Source organism: Streptomyces sp. NPDC050732 (assembly GCF_040654255.1).
Taxonomy (GTDB): domain Bacteria; phylum Actinomycetota; class Actinomycetes; order Streptomycetales; family Streptomycetaceae; genus Streptomyces.
In genome coordinates this window covers 138,514-153,293 of sequence record NZ_JBFAHP010000003.1, presented here as the reverse complement: position 1 = coordinate 153,293, position 14,780 = coordinate 138,514, and the positions used below count along the sequence as shown (strand labels likewise).

12 protein-coding genes are annotated in these 14,780 nt (G+C 74.2%); 4 read left to right on the top strand and 8 right to left on the bottom strand.

Going from position 1 to position 14,780, the window contains the following annotated elements:
• Nucleotides 1-4 precede the first annotated feature (4 nt).
• The 6 genes from AB0H82_RS04100 to AB0H82_RS04075 form a co-directional block, all read right to left on the bottom strand.
• Nucleotides 5-973 carry a sensor histidine kinase gene (locus AB0H82_RS04100; protein WP_362988535.1) on the bottom strand — a complete coding sequence of 323 codons (969 nt, stop codon included), beginning with the start codon at nt 971-973 and terminating at the stop codon, nt 5-7.
• Complete coding sequence (locus AB0H82_RS04095) at nt 970-1,863, bottom strand: MEDS domain-containing protein (RefSeq protein WP_362988533.1); 894 nt, start codon at nt 1,861-1,863, stop codon at nt 970-972. The genes AB0H82_RS04100 and AB0H82_RS04095 overlap by 4 nt, the downstream gene beginning before the upstream one ends.
• Before the next feature lie 64 nt (nt 1,864-1,927).
• A complete protein-coding gene (locus tag AB0H82_RS04090; protein WP_362988531.1) occupies nt 1,928-3,124 on the bottom strand; it encodes an XdhC/CoxI family protein in 1,197 nt (398 codons plus the stop codon).
• On the bottom strand, nt 3,117-5,246 hold the full coding sequence (locus tag AB0H82_RS04085; protein WP_362988529.1) for a xanthine dehydrogenase family protein molybdopterin-binding subunit: 2,130 nt from the start codon (nt 5,244-5,246) through the stop codon (nt 3,117-3,119). The genes AB0H82_RS04090 and AB0H82_RS04085 overlap by 8 nt, the downstream gene beginning before the upstream one ends.
• Nucleotides 5,243-6,235 carry a xanthine dehydrogenase family protein subunit M gene (locus AB0H82_RS04080; protein ID WP_362988527.1) on the bottom strand — a complete coding sequence of 331 codons (993 nt, stop codon included), beginning with the start codon at nt 6,233-6,235 and terminating at the stop codon, nt 5,243-5,245. The genes AB0H82_RS04085 and AB0H82_RS04080 overlap by 4 nt, the downstream gene beginning before the upstream one ends.
• Nucleotides 6,232-6,777 (bottom strand): 2Fe-2S iron-sulfur cluster-binding protein, encoded by a 546-nt coding sequence (locus tag AB0H82_RS04075; RefSeq protein WP_362988525.1) that lies wholly within the window; start codon nt 6,775-6,777, stop codon nt 6,232-6,234. The genes AB0H82_RS04080 and AB0H82_RS04075 overlap by 4 nt, the downstream gene beginning before the upstream one ends.
• Before the next feature lie 247 nt (nt 6,778-7,024).
• Between AB0H82_RS04075 and AB0H82_RS04070 the strand changes: the two genes are divergently transcribed.
• From AB0H82_RS04070 to AB0H82_RS04055, 4 genes are all read left to right on the top strand, one after another.
• A complete protein-coding gene (locus tag AB0H82_RS04070; RefSeq protein ID WP_362988523.1) occupies nt 7,025-7,603 on the top strand; it encodes a TetR/AcrR family transcriptional regulator in 579 nt (192 codons plus the stop codon).
• A gap of 174 nt (nt 7,604-7,777) precedes the next feature.
• Entirely contained in the window at nt 7,778-8,473 is a 696-nt protein-coding gene (locus AB0H82_RS04065) for a type 1 glutamine amidotransferase domain-containing protein (RefSeq protein ID WP_362988521.1), read from the top strand.
• 4 nt (nt 8,474-8,477) lie between these two features.
• Nucleotides 8,478-9,038: a helix-turn-helix domain-containing protein gene (locus AB0H82_RS04060; RefSeq protein WP_362988519.1), complete on the top strand. Its 561-nt coding sequence runs from the start codon at nt 8,478-8,480 to the stop codon at nt 9,036-9,038.
• A 77-nt stretch (nt 9,039-9,115) separates the two neighbouring features.
• Nucleotides 9,116-10,459, top strand: a complete 1,344-nt coding sequence (locus AB0H82_RS04055) for an aldehyde dehydrogenase family protein (RefSeq protein ID WP_362988517.1) — start codon at nt 9,116-9,118, stop codon at nt 10,457-10,459.
• Here the strand turns inward: AB0H82_RS04055 and AB0H82_RS04050 are convergent.
• Both AB0H82_RS04050 and AB0H82_RS04045 read right to left on the bottom strand, forming a co-directional pair.
• Entirely contained in the window at nt 10,456-11,115 is a 660-nt protein-coding gene (locus tag AB0H82_RS04050; protein WP_362988514.1) for a M15 family metallopeptidase, read from the bottom strand. The genes AB0H82_RS04055 and AB0H82_RS04050 overlap by 4 nt on opposite strands.
• A 323-nt stretch (nt 11,116-11,438) precedes the next feature.
• Nucleotides 11,439-14,567, bottom strand: a complete 3,129-nt coding sequence (locus AB0H82_RS04045; protein ID WP_362988512.1) for a BTAD domain-containing putative transcriptional regulator — start codon at nt 14,565-14,567, stop codon at nt 11,439-11,441.
• Nucleotides 14,568-14,780: the final 213 nt, after the last annotated feature.

The following is a 14,780-nucleotide window of genomic DNA, read 5'->3' as shown; positions in this document are numbered from 1 at the left end:
GCGGTCAGCGGCGGAAGTGGACGCGTACGGTCGATCCTTCGGCGGCGAGGCGTGCGGTGACCAGGTCGCTCAACTGCCGTACGGTCCACAGGCCGTGGCCCTTCGCGGCCCGCGGGTCGGGCGGTACGTGCCCCAGATAGCCCGTGTCCCGGGCCTCGGCGGTGGGGCGCCCGCCACCGGCGTCGGCGATCTCGCAGACCACCCAGTCGGGGTCACTCCACAGCCGCAGCACGCCCCGGCCGCCACCGAACCGCACGGCGTTGGCCACGGCTTCGTGCACGGCCGCCGCCATGTCGCGGGCCCGGTCGTCGGTGAGCCCGCAGCGTCGGGCGTACTCGGCGACGGCGATCCGGGCGGCCACCGACTCACCACGGGTGAAGGAGACCCTCCGGGGTGCGTGCGGCGGTGCGAGCACCTCGGGTGAGGTGCGCGCGAGTGCGTCGCACTCGGCGTAGAAGGCGCCCGGGTCCGCGTACCGGCCGGTGTCGGCCGACCCGTCGCCCGGGACGACCTCGGGGTGGGTGCGCCGGGCGTCGGCGAGGACTCCTGCGGGCAGCACGCGGGTGTCGTAGGGGCATAGGACCCAGTGGCCCGTGTCGGCGAACGCCACGTTGATCAGGGATTCGTAGCGCGTCCATTCGCGGGTCTCGAAGGCGGTCCGCCCCGTCCACACCGGCTCACCGATGACGCGGACGCGCCGGTCGCCGCCCTCCTCGCGCTCCGTGCAGTAGGCGCTGTACCGGCCGAGCGTGCGGGACGGGTAGTGGTACCAGTCCAGGGCGTCGACGAAGTCGACCTCCCGCGCGGCGCCGTCGAGCGCGTCCCGCAGCAGGGCGACGTTGTCGCCGCGGACTACGGCGAGCACCGCGTCGCCGGCGGTGAGACCGTCCCGGACGAATCCGACCGTGCCGGACAGGAACTCCTCGTCCGAGGAGTAGCGGAGTGCCTGGTGGACGAAGCCGGTCCGCGTCATCGCTCCTGGTGCCCCCTTCCCAGGTCCAGGCCGGGAATGCGGTCCCAGCCGGTGGCGTGCATGACCCGGCGCACGTGCGGGGCGACGCCGTCGAGGACCAGGCCGCCGCCCAGCGCGTACAGGCCGAGGCCCGTGAAGACGAACAGGCGCAGCGCGCACACGTCGATGAAGGTGAGGTCGCGCAGGTCGAGGCGGGCGCGGTACTGGTCGTCCGTCCGCCCCGCGGCCCGCTCGGTCTCGGCGCGCAGCGCGCGGGCCACCGCGGTGAAGTTGCTGTCGTCGACCTCGCCGCACAGGGCGAGACCGGGCGGCGTGAACGTCCGGGTGATGCGCAGCAGTTCGTCCTGCCACACGTCGTCGGCGACCACCCTGCCCTGGTGCAGGGCGTCGAGGGCGGCCAGATCGTCCGGGCCGAAGAGGCGGCGGTCGTACTGGCACAGGCCGAGCACGGGCAGCGTCGCGAAGAGGGGACCAAGGCGCCGCTCGGCGTCGCAGAGCCCCTCGGGCACCCCGGTGTCCGTGCGCGGCGCCACCTCGAAGGCGATCCGCAGCCCGAGGAAGCCGTCGGCCTCGGCGGCCGCGGCCTCGCGGCGCACCAGTTCCGCGAGGTCCCGCAGCCCGCCGGGCTCGCTCAGCCGGGAGCTCGTCCGCAGCCGGCCCTCGGCGAGCGCGCCCGGCACGTCGCACCCGTGGCTGCGCAGAAAGCCGAGCAGGTCGGCGGGCGGCTCCTCGGCCGAGGTCAGCAGCAGTCCGCGCTGGCCGCAGGCCAGGGCGTCGAGGAGGTACGCGGCGAGCACCGCCTCGCGCTCCTCGTCCGTCCGGTGGCCGAGGAGGAGATGATCTCCCGGCCGCATCTGCCCGACGGCTCGCAGGGCCGGCGTGGTGTCCATCGCACGCACCCCCTCCGCACAGCGCCCGCCGCACCGCTACCCGATGTGGCTGGACGACTACACGTTACGCATATGCGGCGCCCTCCGTGACGCGCCTCGGTGTTCCCCACCCTGCCGGGGCGTCACCCGGCACATCGTGGTGGATCGGTGTCCGGGAGCCGGTCAGCGGCAGGCCGGTGCCGCCCTGCCGGGCCGCGACGATCTCCGCCGCGATGGACAGGGCGGTCTCCTCCGGGGTGCGGGCCCCGAGGTCGAGGCCGATCGGCGAGTGGAGCGCGGCCAGTTCGTCCTCGGTGACGCCCTCCTCGCGCAGTCGGCGGTTGCGGTCCTCGTGGGTGCGGCGTGAGCCCATCGCGCCGACGAACGCGACGGGCAGCCGCAGCGCCGCCGCGAGGAGCGGCACGTCGAACTTGGCGTCGTGGGTGAGCACGCACAGGACGGTGCGGCTGTCCGTGGCGGTGCTCCGGAGGTAGCGGTGCGGCCACTCGACCACGACGTCGTCGGCCTCGGGGAAGCGGGCCGGGGTGGCGAAGACGGGGCGGGCGTCGCAGACTGTCACGTGGTAGCCGAGGAACTTGCCCGCGCGGACCAGGGCCGCCGCGAAGTCGACGGCACCGAAGACGATCATCCGGGGCGGTGGCACGCTCGACTCGACGAGGACCGTCACGGCGCTCCCGCAGCGCGTACCGCTCTCGGAGACGACGAACTCACCGGTGCGGCCGGCCGCCAGCAGGGCACGGCTCTCCCCCGCCGCCGTACGGTCCAGCTCCGGATGCCCGCCGAGTGTCCCTTCGTACGCCCCTTCTCTCCCCTCCTCCCCCTCCGGGGCCACCAGGAGGGGCCTGCCGAGGAGTTCGGCGGGGCCCTTGTGCACGCGGGCCAGGGCCACGGCTTCGCCGCGGACGGCGGCGGACAGGGCTGCGGCGAACACCGCCCTGTCCGGCGCGTCCGCGGCCACCGGGGTGACCAGGACCTCGATGACCCCGCCGCAGGTCAGCCCGACGGCGAAGGCGTCCTCGTCGCTGTAGCCGAACCGCTCGACGGCGGCTTCGCCGTCCTGGAGGGCCTGGACGCACAGGTCGTAGACCGCCGCCTCGACGCAGCCGCCGGAGACCGAGCCGATGACGGTGCCCCCGGCGTCGACGGCCAGCGCGGCGCCGGGACCCCGCGGTGCGCTGCCGCCGACGCTCACGACGGTGGCGACGGCGAAGTCCCGGCCCTCCTCGACCCAGCGGTTCAGGTCGTCGGCGATGTCAAGCACGGGCCGCGGTTCCCGCCAGCAGGACGCGGTCGGGGCGGATCGGGAGGGACCGGTGGCGGACGCCCGTCGCGTGCCAGACCGCGTTGGCGACCGCCGCCGCGGCGCCGACGATCCCGATCTCCCCGACGCCCTTGATGCCCACCGGGTCGTCCGCGTCCGGGTCGGCCACCCAGTCCGCCTCGACGTGCGGCACGTCGGCGTGCGTGGCGATGTGGTAGCCCGCGAGGTCGGGGCCCACGAGACCGCCCGACGCCGCGTCCCGGACCGCCTCCTCGTGCAGTGCCATGGACAGGCCCCAGGTCATGCCGCCGATCAACTGGCTGCGCGCGGTCAGCGGGTTGACGATCCGTCCCGCGGCGAAGATCCCGAGCATGCGCCGCACCCGCACCTCGCCGGTGGTGACGTCCACGGCGACCTCGGCGAACTGGGCGCCGAACGCGTGCCGTTCCTTCTGGCTGAGCGCGCCGATGGCCTCGCTGGTGTCCGACCGTGCGGTGATCCCCTCCGGTGGGATGTCCCCGCCGGGGACCAGCTTCTCGCGCAGTTCACGCGCCGCGAGCGTGATCGCCCAGCCCCAGGAGCGGGTGCCCATGGAGCCGCCCGCGATCATCGCGGGCCCGAAGTCGCTGTCGCCGATGTGGACACGGACGCGGTCCGTGGTGACTTCCAGGGCGTCCGCGGCGATCAGGGTGAGCGCCGTCCGCGCTCCGGTGCCGATGTCCGCCGCGGTGATGCGCACGGTGTAGGTGCCGTCGGCCTCCGCCGTCACACTCGCGGTGCTCGGGGCGACGAGCACCGGGAAGGTGGCCGCGGCCGTGCCGGTGCCGAGCAGCCAGCGTCCCTCGCGGCGCAGCCCCGGACGCGGATCGCGGTCCGCCCAGCCGAACCTGCGGGCGCCCTCGTCGAAGCAGGCCAGCAGATTGCGGCTGCTGAACGGCAGACCGGAGACGGGGCCGACGTCCGGTTCGTTGCGGGTCCGGAGCGCGATGGGGTCCAGGCCGCACTTCTCGGCCAGTTCGTCGAGGGCCGACTCCACCGCGAAGGAGCCGGGCGCCTCGCCGGGTGCGCGCACCCAGGTCGGTGTGGGCACGTCGAGGCGTACGACACGGTTGACGGTGTGGTGCGCGTCGGCGGCGTACATCGAGCGGCCGAACCCGGCGCTCTCCTCGACGAATTCGTGAACGGTCGACGACAGGCTCTGCGCCTGGTGGTCGAAGGCGAGCAGCCGCCCGTCGGGCTCGGCGCCGAGCCGGACGCGCTGCGTGGTGGGGCTGCGGTAGCCGACGAGGGAGAACATCTGGCGGCGCGTCATGACGACGCGGACGGGCCGGTCCAGGGCGGTCGCCGCCATCACGGCGAAGACCTGGTGGATCCGCAGCCCTTTGGACCCGAAGGCGCCGCCGACGTGCTCGGACCGCACCCGCACCGAGGCCGGGTCGAGGGAGAACAGCTTCGCCAGTTCGTCCGCGACCCAGGTGCTGCCCTGGTTGGAGTCGACGATGTCGAGGCGGCCGTTGTCCCAGCGGGCGGTCGCGGCGTGCGGCTCCATCGAGCTGTGGTGCTCTTCGGGCGTGCTGTACTCGGCGTCCACGACATGGGTGGAGGCGGCGAGCCGTGACTCCAGGTCGCCCTTCTCCGTGCGCATGCCGTCGCCGTCCGGCGTGTACGTGCCGGGGCGCCCCGCGGAGAACTCGACGTCGTGCGGCTCCTGGTCGTAGTGGACCACCAGCGCCTCGGCGGCCTCCCTCGCCTGTTCGGGCGTCTCGGCGACGACCAGCGCCACCGGCCAGCCCACGAAGGGCACCCGGTCGTGCTGGAAGGCCTCGACGATCGGGTCGGGCCGTCCGAGCATGCCCACGTAGTCCGCGTCGACGCGCGGCGCGTTCCCGTGGTGCAGCACGGCGAGGACGCCGGGCATCGCGAGGACGGCCGCGGAGTCGATCGAACGGATGCGGCCGCGGGCGATCGTGGAGAGTGCGAGCCAGCCGTGGGCGAGGTCGGTGAAGGGGATCTCCCCGGCGTAGCGGGCCGCGCCGGTGACCTTGTCGCGGCCCTCGATGCGGGTGTGCGCGGTGCCGACGGCGCCGGTCGCCGCGGTGGTCGTCGTGGTCGTCGCGGTCATCCGGTTGCCTCCTCGGTGAGTTCGGTCAGCAGGGCCACGACGAGGTTGCGCGTGAGCGTCACCTTGTAGCCGTTGTCGGGCAGCGCGCGGGCGGCGGCCAGTTCGGCGTCGGCCGCGGCGGCGAAGGCCTCGGCGCTCGCCGGGCCGCCGGTCAGCACCCGCTCGGCCTCCCGGGCCCGCCACGGCCGGGACGCGACCGCGCCGATGCCTATGCGCACGTCCCGTACGACACCGTCCCGTACGTCGAGGGCGGCGGCGATCGAGCCGATGGCGAAGGCGTACGAGGCGCGCTCGCGCACCTTGCGGTAGCGGGAGACGGTCGCGACCGGGGCGGGCGGCAGGGTGACGGCCGTGATGAGCGCGCCGGACGGCAGCGCGGTCTCCAGGTGCGGGGTGTCGCCCACGGGCAGGTAGAAGTCGGCGATCGGCAACTCGCCGGGCCCGTCCGCCGATTCGTAGTGGACGACGGCGTCGAAGGCGGTGAGGGCCACGCCCATGTCGGAGGGGTGGACGGCCACGCAGTGCTCTGTGGCGCCGAGGATCGCGTGGTTGTGGTGCACGCCCTCGATGGCGGAGCAGCCCGTGCCGGGCTCGCGCTTGTTGCAGGGCTTGGTCAGGTCGGTGAAGTAGCCGCAGCGGGTGCGCTGCAGGAGGTTCCCGCCGACCGTCGCCATGTTGCGCAGCTGGCCGGAGGCGCCCGCGAGGACGGCCTGCGCCAGCGCCGGGTAGCGGCGGCGCACGTCGGGGTGGGCGGCGAGATCGCTGTTGGTGACGGTCGCGCCGATGCGCAGCCCGCCGTCCTCGGTGGTCTCGATCCGGTCCAGGGGCAGTTCGCGTATGTCGACGAGGAGCGCGGGCCGCTCCACGCCGGTCTTCATCAGGTCGACGAGGTTGGTGCCGCCGCCGAGGTAGCGGGCGTCGGGGTCGGCGCCGAGCACGGCGACCGCGCCGGACACGTCATGAGCGCGCTGGTAACCGAAGTCCCTCATGCGGTGGCACCTTCCTCGGCGCTCGCGGCCTTCGCGACGGCCTGCACGATCGATACGTACGCGCCGCAGCGACAGAGGTTGCCGCTCATCCGCTCGCGGATCTCCTCGGCGGTGAGCTCGGGCACGCCCGCCTCGGGCCGCACGTCGGTGGTGGCGGCGCTCGGCCAGCCCGCCGCGTGCTCCTCAAGCACACCGAGCGCGGAACATATCTGCCCCGGCGTGCAGTAGCCGCACTGGTAGCCGTCGAGGTCGAGGAAGGCCTGCTGGACGGGGTGCAGCCGGTCGCCGTCCGCGACGCCCTCGATGGTGGTGATCTCGCGACCCCCGGCGGCGACCGCGAGCTGCAGACAGGAGACGGCCCGGCGGCCGTCGATCAGCACTGTGCAGGCCCCGCACTGGCCTTGGTCGCAGCCCTTCTTGGTGCCGGTCAGATCGAGTCGCTCGCGCAGCGCGTCGAGCAGGGTGGTGCGGTGGTCGACGGTCAGTGTGTGCTTCTCACCGTTGATGTTCAAGGTGAGGGCACTGGACGTCGATGGAGCCATGAGCAGCCTTCTTTCGCGAATCGCGTCGAACGAGGCGGTCCCGGCGGGAGGTGCGGGAGGAAATGGCGCTGTACAGGGAGGGAGACCCGGCCGCTCCGACAGCGGGGGTCCCCAGTGGCCGTGACTGCCGCTATGGTGACCCTAAGCGGACAGCCGTCCGTTAACCGTCGAACTTAGCGGACAGTTGTCCGCTCAGCAAGGCACAACCAGGCCGCGATGCGCCGCGTGAAGGTCGAAGGAGAGCGAAATGGGCCGGCACAAGGACGCGCCCTTGCGCTCGGACGCGCAGCGCAACCGCGAGCGCATCCTCGAAGTGGCCCTCGCGGAGCTGACGCGGGCGAGCGACGCGCCGCTCAGTGCGATCGCGAAGAAGGCCGGCGTCGGACAGGGCACGTTCTACCGCAACTTCCCCAACCGGGAGTCGCTCGTCCTTGAGGTGTACCGCTACGAGGTCCAGCAGGTCTCGGACGCCGCCTGCCAGCTGCTGGCGACCCGCGCCCCGGACCGGGCCCTGCGGGAGTGGATGGACCGCCTCGTCCGGTACGCGATGGCGAAGGCGGGCCTCGCCGACGCGATCCGCAAGGCCACGAGCACGCTCGGCAGCCTGGCCGGGGTGGGCCCCGGCCCGCTGACCGAGGCCGTCGCGCACCTCCTGCGGGCGAACGAGGAAGCGGGCACCATCCGGCCGGGCGTCACCCCCGACGACTTCCTGCTCGCCATCGCCGGCCTCTGGCACATCGACCCGCACAGCGACTGGGAGGCGCGGGCCGGCCGCCTCATGGATCTCGTCATGGACGGACTGCGGGCGGGCGCACCCGGCCGCTGAGCGCCGCCCCACGCCGCCTCTCGCCGCCCGGCATCGGTTTTCCGATACCTGCCATCGGTTTCCTCATTGGAAACCTATGTCGGAACGATTTACCGTCGGGAACATCACCGCGCTGACGGTCTGCATCCAGAACGTCAGCCTGTCCGGACGTAAGCACTTACCTCGGAGAGCCCCATGTCGAAGATCCTGTTCGTAGTCACCGGCGTCGATCACTGGACGCTGGCCGACGGCACCCGGCATCCGACCGGCTTCTGGGCCGAGGAGGCCGTCGCCCCGTACGAGGCGTTCAAGGCCGCGGGACACGAGGTCGTCGTCGCCACCCCCGGCGGCGTCGTGCCCACCGTCGACCGGGGCTCCCTCGCCCCGGAGGCCAACGGCGGCCAGGAAGGTGCCGACCGGGTCGCCGCCTCCCTCGCCGCGTTCACCGAGCTCCTGCACCCGGTCACGCTGGCGGAGGTGGACCTCGACGACTACGCCGCCGTCTTCTACCCGGGCGGTCACGGCCCCATGGAGGACCTCGCCGTCGACGCCGACTCCGGCCGGCTGCTCACCCGCGCCCTGGAGAGCGACAAGCCGCTCGGCATCGTCTGCCACGCCCCGGCCGCGCTCCTGGCGGCCGTCTCCGCCGACGGCACCCCCGCCTTCGCGGGCCGCCGCCTCACCGGCTTCACCAACGCCGAGGAGACCCAGGCCGGACTCGCCGACCGGGCCGTGTGGCTGCTCCAGGACCGTCTGGTCCAGGGCGGCGCGGACTTCCGGGAGAGCGAGCCCTGGGCCCCGCACGTCGTCGTCGACCGCAACCTCGTCACCGGCCAGAACCCGGCGTCCTCCGCCCCGCTCGCCGACGAGCTGCTCAAGAAGCTGGCCTGAACCCATGGGCACCGACCGGCTCGACGAGGTCCTCGACGCCGCCTACGACTGCCTCACGCGGTACGGCGTGCGACGCACCACGATGGACGACATCGCCACCGCCATGGGCGTGTCCCGGTCCGCTGTCTACCAGTACGTCCGCGGCAAGGACGACGCCTTCCGCAGGCTCGCCGGACGCCTCCACGAGCAGGCGCTCCGGCGGGCCGGGGAGGCCGCCGCCGCCGACGCGCCGTACGCGGACCGGCTGCACGGCGTCCTGGCCGCCAAGCTCGACCTGGTGCTCCAGCTCGCCGGGGACTCCCCGCACACCGCCGAGCTGATCGACGAGAAGACCCGCCTCTTCGGCGACATCTGCACGTCGTTCACCGGTGACCTGCGCTCCCTGCTGACCGGCCTCTTCACCGAGGCGGGCACGGTCGCGGGGGTAGGTCCCGAGCAGGCCGCCGACATCTGCATCGCCCTGGTCGTCGGCCTGGAGTCGGCGCCCGACCCGCGGAGCCTGCTGCCCCCGGCCACGGACGCCCTCGCGGCCGGCCTGCTCGGCCCGGACGCCGCCCCGGAGTGACAACCTCCTGCACCCCACCCCTCACCCCTCGCACCAACCGCACCATCTGTACCGCACCCCCTGAGGACTCCCCCCCCATGACCACCGAAGCCACTGATGTCACCCTCAACGAGCAGACCGCGGCCCTCGTCGCCCGTCTGCGCGCCACCTTCGCCACCGGCCGCACCCGGCCCCTCGCCTGGCGTCAGGAGCAGCTGACCCGGCTGCGCGCGCTGTTCACCGAGAACCGCGAGGCCATCGCCGACGCGCTGCACAGCGATCTGCGCAAGCCCCGCCCCGAGGCGTACGGCGCCGAGGTCGACCTGCCCGTCCACGAGATCGACCACACGCTGGCGCACCTCGCCGAGTGGCTCGCTCCGCAGCCGCTCGACCAGGCGTCCCTCGCCGGACTGCCGGCAGGCTCCACGGCGGGCACGCAGTACGAGCCGCTGGGCACCGTGCTGGTCATCGCGCCCTGGAACTACCCGGTGCAGCTGTCCCTCGTGCCGGTCGCGGGCGCCCTCGCCGCGGGCAACACCGTGCTCCTCAAGCCGAGCGAACTCGCCCCGGCCACCTCGGCGCTGATGGCCGACCTCGTACCCCGCTACCTGGACCCGGAGGCGGTCGCCGTCGTCGAGGGCGGCGTGCCGGAGACCACGGCGCTGCTCGCCCAGCGCTTCGACCACATCTTCTACACCGGCAACGGCACGGTCGGCCGCATCGTGATGCGCGCCGCCGCCGAGCACCTCACCCCGGTCACCCTCGAACTGGGCGGCAAGTCCCCGGTGTTCGTCGACCGCGACGCGGACGTCACCGTGGTGGCCGCGCGCCTCGCCGACGCCAAGTTCCGCAACGCCGGACAGACCTGCGTGGCCCCGGACTACGTCCTGACCGACCCGGCCACCGCCCGCGCCCTGGAAGTCGCGCTCGCCGAGGCCGTGGAGCGCCTCTTCGGTGCCGACCCGCAGTCCTCCCCCGCGTACGGGCGGATGGTGAACGAGCGGCACTTCGACCGCGTGTCCGCACTGCTCGGTTCCGGTACGACGGCGTTCGGCGGCCGCACCGACCGGGACGACGTGTACATCGCGCCGACCGTCCTGACCGGGGTGACGGCGGACGACCCCGTCATGCGGGAGGAGATCTTCGGCCCGGTGCTGCCCATCGTGGAGGTCGAGGGCCTGGACGAGGCCATCGCCTTCATCAACGACCGCGACAAGCCGCTCGCCCTGTACGGCTTCACGGAGAACGAGACGACCCGGCGCCGCCTCGCCGCGGAGACCTCGTCCGGCGGGCTCGGCTTCGGACTGCCGATGGCCCATCTGCGCGTGTCCGAGCTGCCGTTCGGCGGTGTCGGCGAGAGCGGCATGGGCAGCTACCACGGCCCGCACTCCCTCGCCACGTTCAGCCACCGCCGCGCCCGCCTCGACGTGCCGCTGGGTTAACCGCTCCGGAAGGCGACCGCTCCGTAGTGGGCCTTGGGGGCGCTGGTGGCGAGGGCCCAGTAGCGGTCGCCGTAGGACCAGTGCCACCACTCGGTGGGGTAGTTCACCAGGCCCGCCGTGGCCAGGGCCGCGACAAGAATGCGGCGGTTGCGGCGGGCCGCGGCGGAGATGCGGTCGGTGTCCGTGTAGCAGGCGCCGCCGCTCTCCTCGGGGCTCGCGTTCACCGGTGTGCCCAGGTCGAGTTCGGTGCCCCGCGCGGTGCACAGGGTGATGTCGACGGCGGCGCCCGCGACGTGCGGGGCCACCTCGGGCGGTGACAGGGACCGGCTCGCCTGGTGGTGGAGGTGGTCGTCCGACCAGTCGGGGTGCGCCCGCCGGAGCTCGGCGGCGTACTCCTCGAAGTACTTGACCTGCAGGTCGATCGGCCGGTAGCCCTCGGTGATCAGCAGGCGGAGGCCTTCGGGCAGCAGCCGGGCGGCGCGGGCGAGCCGCCACGTGACGCCCTCGCGCAGCTGGGCGTAGGCGCCGGCCGAGTCGGCGAGGCGGTCGTCGACGACCACGAAGGGCAGATGGCGCAGGTCGACGAGGGCTTCGCCGCAGTCGTGGACGGGGATGTCGACGACACGGGGATCACTCATGAGGATGATCGGCGGCATGCTCGGCTCCCTCTGTCACGGAAGTCTTCGCGGCGGGCACAGCTCCGGGGACGGGCTGCTGCCCGCCCCCGGAGTCCCCCGGTCCTGTGGCTCCACCGCGCCCTTGCCGTGGCTCCACGCGCCGCGGGCCCATACGGCCGACTGCCTCGGTCGTATGGGCCGTGAGCGCAACAGTGGCCTTTCCCCCGATAGTCCCCCGTTGTTTCCCCCGTTGCTGTCGGCCTCACTGCGCCGCCGACACGTAGAGCCTGACGCACACCGCTGCAAGTTCTCTGCAATTCCGCGCCAAGTCGGCTTGTGGTGCGGGTGGTGCGGGTGTCCGGTCAGTTCTCGTTGCGCTCGCGCGCCTCGTACGCCGTGAAGACCTCCCGTGCCTCCGCGCGCAGCGCGAGCCCCTCCTCCCGCGCGCCCGCGGCCTCCCGCGCCGCAGCGAGACCGCGCAGCGTGCGGGCGCGGGCCAGCGGGAGACCGAGGGCCTCCCACAGGCCGGCCGCCTCGGTGAGGAACTGTTCGGCGGCGGCGACGCGCCCTGCGGCGAGTTCGCACTCGCCGATGGTGCGCAGGGCGAGCGCCTCGCCGAAGCGGTCGTGGTGTGCCCGGCAGGTGTCCAGGACGCCGCGCAGCTCGGCGGCCGCCTCGTCCGGACGGCCGAGCCGCATCCGGCACTTGGCCCTGGCCTGCACGGCGTACGCCGACATCAGCGAGTCCCCGATGGAGGACAGGAGCGTCACCGCCCGGTCGGCGAGCCGCTCGGCCTCCGCGTACGCGCCGAGTGCGCGGTGCACGAGGCTCAGCGACCGCAGGGTGAGCGCCTCGCCGCGGCGGCTGCCGAGCCTCCGGTAGGCCCGCAGGGAGTCTTCGAGGAGCGCGAACGCCTCCTCGTGCTCGCCCAGTTCGAGGTGCACGGTGCCCGCGAAGCGGCAGGAGAGGCCGAGGCCGGGGTCGTCGCGGAGTTCGCGGAAGCCGTCGACGGCCCGGCCGAGGACGTCCAGCGCGGCGCGCAGCCGTCCCGCCTCCCGCAGGGCGCTGCCGAGCCCGGCGAGGGCGGCGGCCCGGCCGCGGACGTCCCCGAGGTCGGCGCAGAGCCCGGCCGCCTGCCGGAAGTAGTCCTGCGACTCGGTGAATCTGTCCTGTTCATAGCGGAGTTGGCCGAGACCGATCAGCAGCAGTGCCTCGCCCGAGCGGTCCTCCGCGCGCCGGGCGGCGGCCAGGGCGGCGTCGTGGCTGCGCCACCAGGCCTCGAAGCGGTTGCCGACGGCGTACGCGGACGAGCACAGGGCGGCCGCGGCCTCGCAGGCCAGGGTGTGCAGGTCGAGGGCGGCGGCGCGTTCCACGGCGGCGGCGAACGCGTCGGCCTCGGCCTCGAACCAGGCCGCCGGGTCGGCGAGGGCCCGCCGGGTGGCCGCAGGGCCGACGGGCCGCACGAGGTCCCGCAGGGCGCCGGACGCCGAGCCCGCGGGCCCGCTGGAGTCCAGGAAGCCGCGGTGCAGTTCGACCGCTCCGGAGGGGGTGGCGGACGCGACGCGGCCGGTCAGCCAGAGCCCGGCGCCGAGGGCCCGGCCGACGGCGGCGGAGCGTTCGGCGGGGGTGTCCTCTGCCTCGGCGCGTTCGGCCGCGTACACGCGCACGAGGTCGTGCGGCCGGTAGCGGGGCTGGCCCGCGCGGTCCACGAGGGTGCAGTGCAGCAGCTGGGCGTCGATGAGCTGCTCCACGACGCGTTCCGCGTCGGCCTCCGGCACGTCGAGCAGCGCAGCGACCACCCAGGACGCGACGTCGGGGGCGGCGAGCAGGCCGAGGCGGCGCAGGGCGGTCCTGGCCGGGACGTCCAGGGCGCGGTAGCTCAGGCCGAGGCCCGCACGGACCTCCAGGTCGCCGACGGCGAGCTCGTCGAGGCGGTGGTGCTCGTCGGCGAGCCGGTCGGCGAGCGCGCGCGCCGACCAGTGGCTGCGGGTCGCGAGGCGGGCTCCGGCGATGCGCAGGGCCAGCGGGAGTCCGCCGCACAGCTCCACGATGCGGCGGGCGGCCGCGGGGTCCTCGCGCACCCGGCGTTCGCCCGCGACCTTGGCCAGCAGGTCGGTTCCGGGTGCCGTGTCGAGCACGTCGAGGTCGGTGCGGTGGGTGCAGGGCAGCGCGCCGAGGCGGGCGCGCGCGGTGATCAGTACGCCGCAGGTGGCGCTGCCCGGGAGCAGCGGGCGCACCTGGGACTCGCTGCCCGCGTCGTCGAGGACGAGCAGGACGCGGCGGCCCGCGACGAGGCTCCGGAAGAGGTCCCTGCGTTCGGCGTCGCCCTCCGGAGGGGTGGCGCCGAGGGCGCGCAGCAGGCGGCCGAGGACTTCGCCGGGGGCCACGGGGTCGGTGGCGCCCCGCAGTTCGGCGTAGAGCTGTCCGTCGGGGTAGGCGTCGGCGGCGCGGTGTGCGGCCGTGACGCCGAGGACGGACTTGCCGATGCCGCCGGGCCCGGAGATGACGACGACGGGCACGGCCTGCCGGGGGCCGGGGGCCGTCAGGGCGGCCCGCACCTCGCTGAGCTGTGTCTCGCGTCCGGTGAAGTCGCCGATGGCGGGCGGCAGGAGGGCGGGGGGCGGGCGGGTCGCCGTGGGGCCGGAGTCGGGGGCGTCGTCGGGGGCGGCGCCTTCGGAGGCACGGGCGCCCTGCGCCGCGGGCTCGGCGGCGCGGGTGGCCGCTGTCGTCCGCGTCGGGGCGGGCAGCAGGGACGCGTCCGCCCGCAGGATCGCCTCGTGCATCGAGCGGAGTCCGGGCCCGGGGTCGAGTCCCAGCTCCTCGGCGAGTACGTCGCGCCCGTCGGCGTACACCGCGAGCGCGTCGGCCTGTCGGCCCAACCGGTAGAGGGCGAGCATGAGTTGGGCGCGCAGGCGTTCGCGGGTGGGGTGGGTGGCGACGAGGGCGGTGAGTTCGCCGACCAGCTCCGTCTCGCGGCCCGCCTGCGCGAGGTTGGCGGCGATCCGCTCCTCCAGGGCGGCCTGCCTTGCCTCCTCCAGGTGGTCGGCCATGGCGCGCAGCGTCTCGCCGATCCCGCCGAGTGCGGGGCCGCGCCACAGCGCGAGGGCGTCGCTGAGCAGCCGCGCCGCCCGGGCGTGGTCGCCGGCGGCCGCCGCCTGCCGGCCGCGCGCCGCGAGCTGTTCGAACGCGACGCGGTCGACGACGTCGGCGTCCGCGTGGATCAGATAGCCCGGCGGCTGTGTCTCGATGACGTCGGCGGACAGCGCGCGGCGCAGCGCGGAGACGTACGACTGGATCAGCGACCGCGCGGTGTCCGGCGGCCGGTCACCCCAGATCACGTCGATCAGCGCCTCGGCGGAGACCACGCGTCCGGGCTCCAGGAGCAGTGCCGCGAGCAGTGCGCGGGGCTTGGGGCCGCCGAGGGCGAGGCGACGGCCCGCGCGCCACGCTTCGACCGGCCCCAGCAAGCGGTAGTGCATGTCCCTGTTCACGCCCAGCTCCATGGGTCCTTGCCCCGCACCGCCCCCGCTCCACGATCTCCACCCTTGGTCCGGCCCGCCCCGCCCCCGCCCCGAAACCGGCTCACCGATCGACAGGTCATGTTACGACGGCACGCCGTCAACTCGCCTGCGCACGCGGCGGATCAGGCCAGCTCCGCGACACGGCATCATCTTCCGCGGAGCCACTCGGTTGCCGCGGTGCCA

What these genes read in the sequence shown, in the direction of transcription:
- AB0H82_RS04060 (WP_362988519.1), top strand. Translation starts at nt 8,478, where the DNA reads ATGGGCACCGACCGGCTCGACGAGGTCCTCGACGCCGCCTACGACTGC.
- AB0H82_RS04055 (WP_362988517.1), top strand. Translation starts at nt 9,116, where the DNA reads ATGACCACCGAAGCCACTGATGTCACCCTCAACGAGCAGACCGCGGCC.
- AB0H82_RS04100 (WP_362988535.1), bottom strand. Translation starts at nt 973, where the DNA reads ATGACGCGGACCGGCTTCGTCCACCAGGCACTCCGCTACTCCTCGGAC.
- AB0H82_RS04085 (WP_362988529.1), bottom strand. Translation starts at nt 5,246, where the DNA reads ATGACCGCGACGACCACGACGACCACCGCGGCGACCGGCGCCGTCGGC.
- AB0H82_RS04080 (WP_362988527.1), bottom strand. Translation starts at nt 6,235, where the DNA reads ATGAGGGACTTCGGTTACCAGCGCGCTCATGACGTGTCCGGCGCGGTC.
- AB0H82_RS04075 (WP_362988525.1), bottom strand. Translation starts at nt 6,777, where the DNA reads ATGGCTCCATCGACGTCCAGTGCCCTCACCTTGAACATCAACGGTGAG.
- AB0H82_RS04095 (WP_362988533.1), bottom strand. Translation starts at nt 1,863, where the DNA reads ATGGACACCACGCCGGCCCTGCGAGCCGTCGGGCAGATGCGGCCGGGA.
- AB0H82_RS04065 (WP_362988521.1), top strand. Translation starts at nt 7,778, where the DNA reads ATGTCGAAGATCCTGTTCGTAGTCACCGGCGTCGATCACTGGACGCTG.
- AB0H82_RS04050 (WP_362988514.1), bottom strand. Translation starts at nt 11,115, where the DNA reads ATGCCGCCGATCATCCTCATGAGTGATCCCCGTGTCGTCGACATCCCC.
- AB0H82_RS04070 (WP_362988523.1), top strand. Translation starts at nt 7,025, where the DNA reads ATGGGCCGGCACAAGGACGCGCCCTTGCGCTCGGACGCGCAGCGCAAC.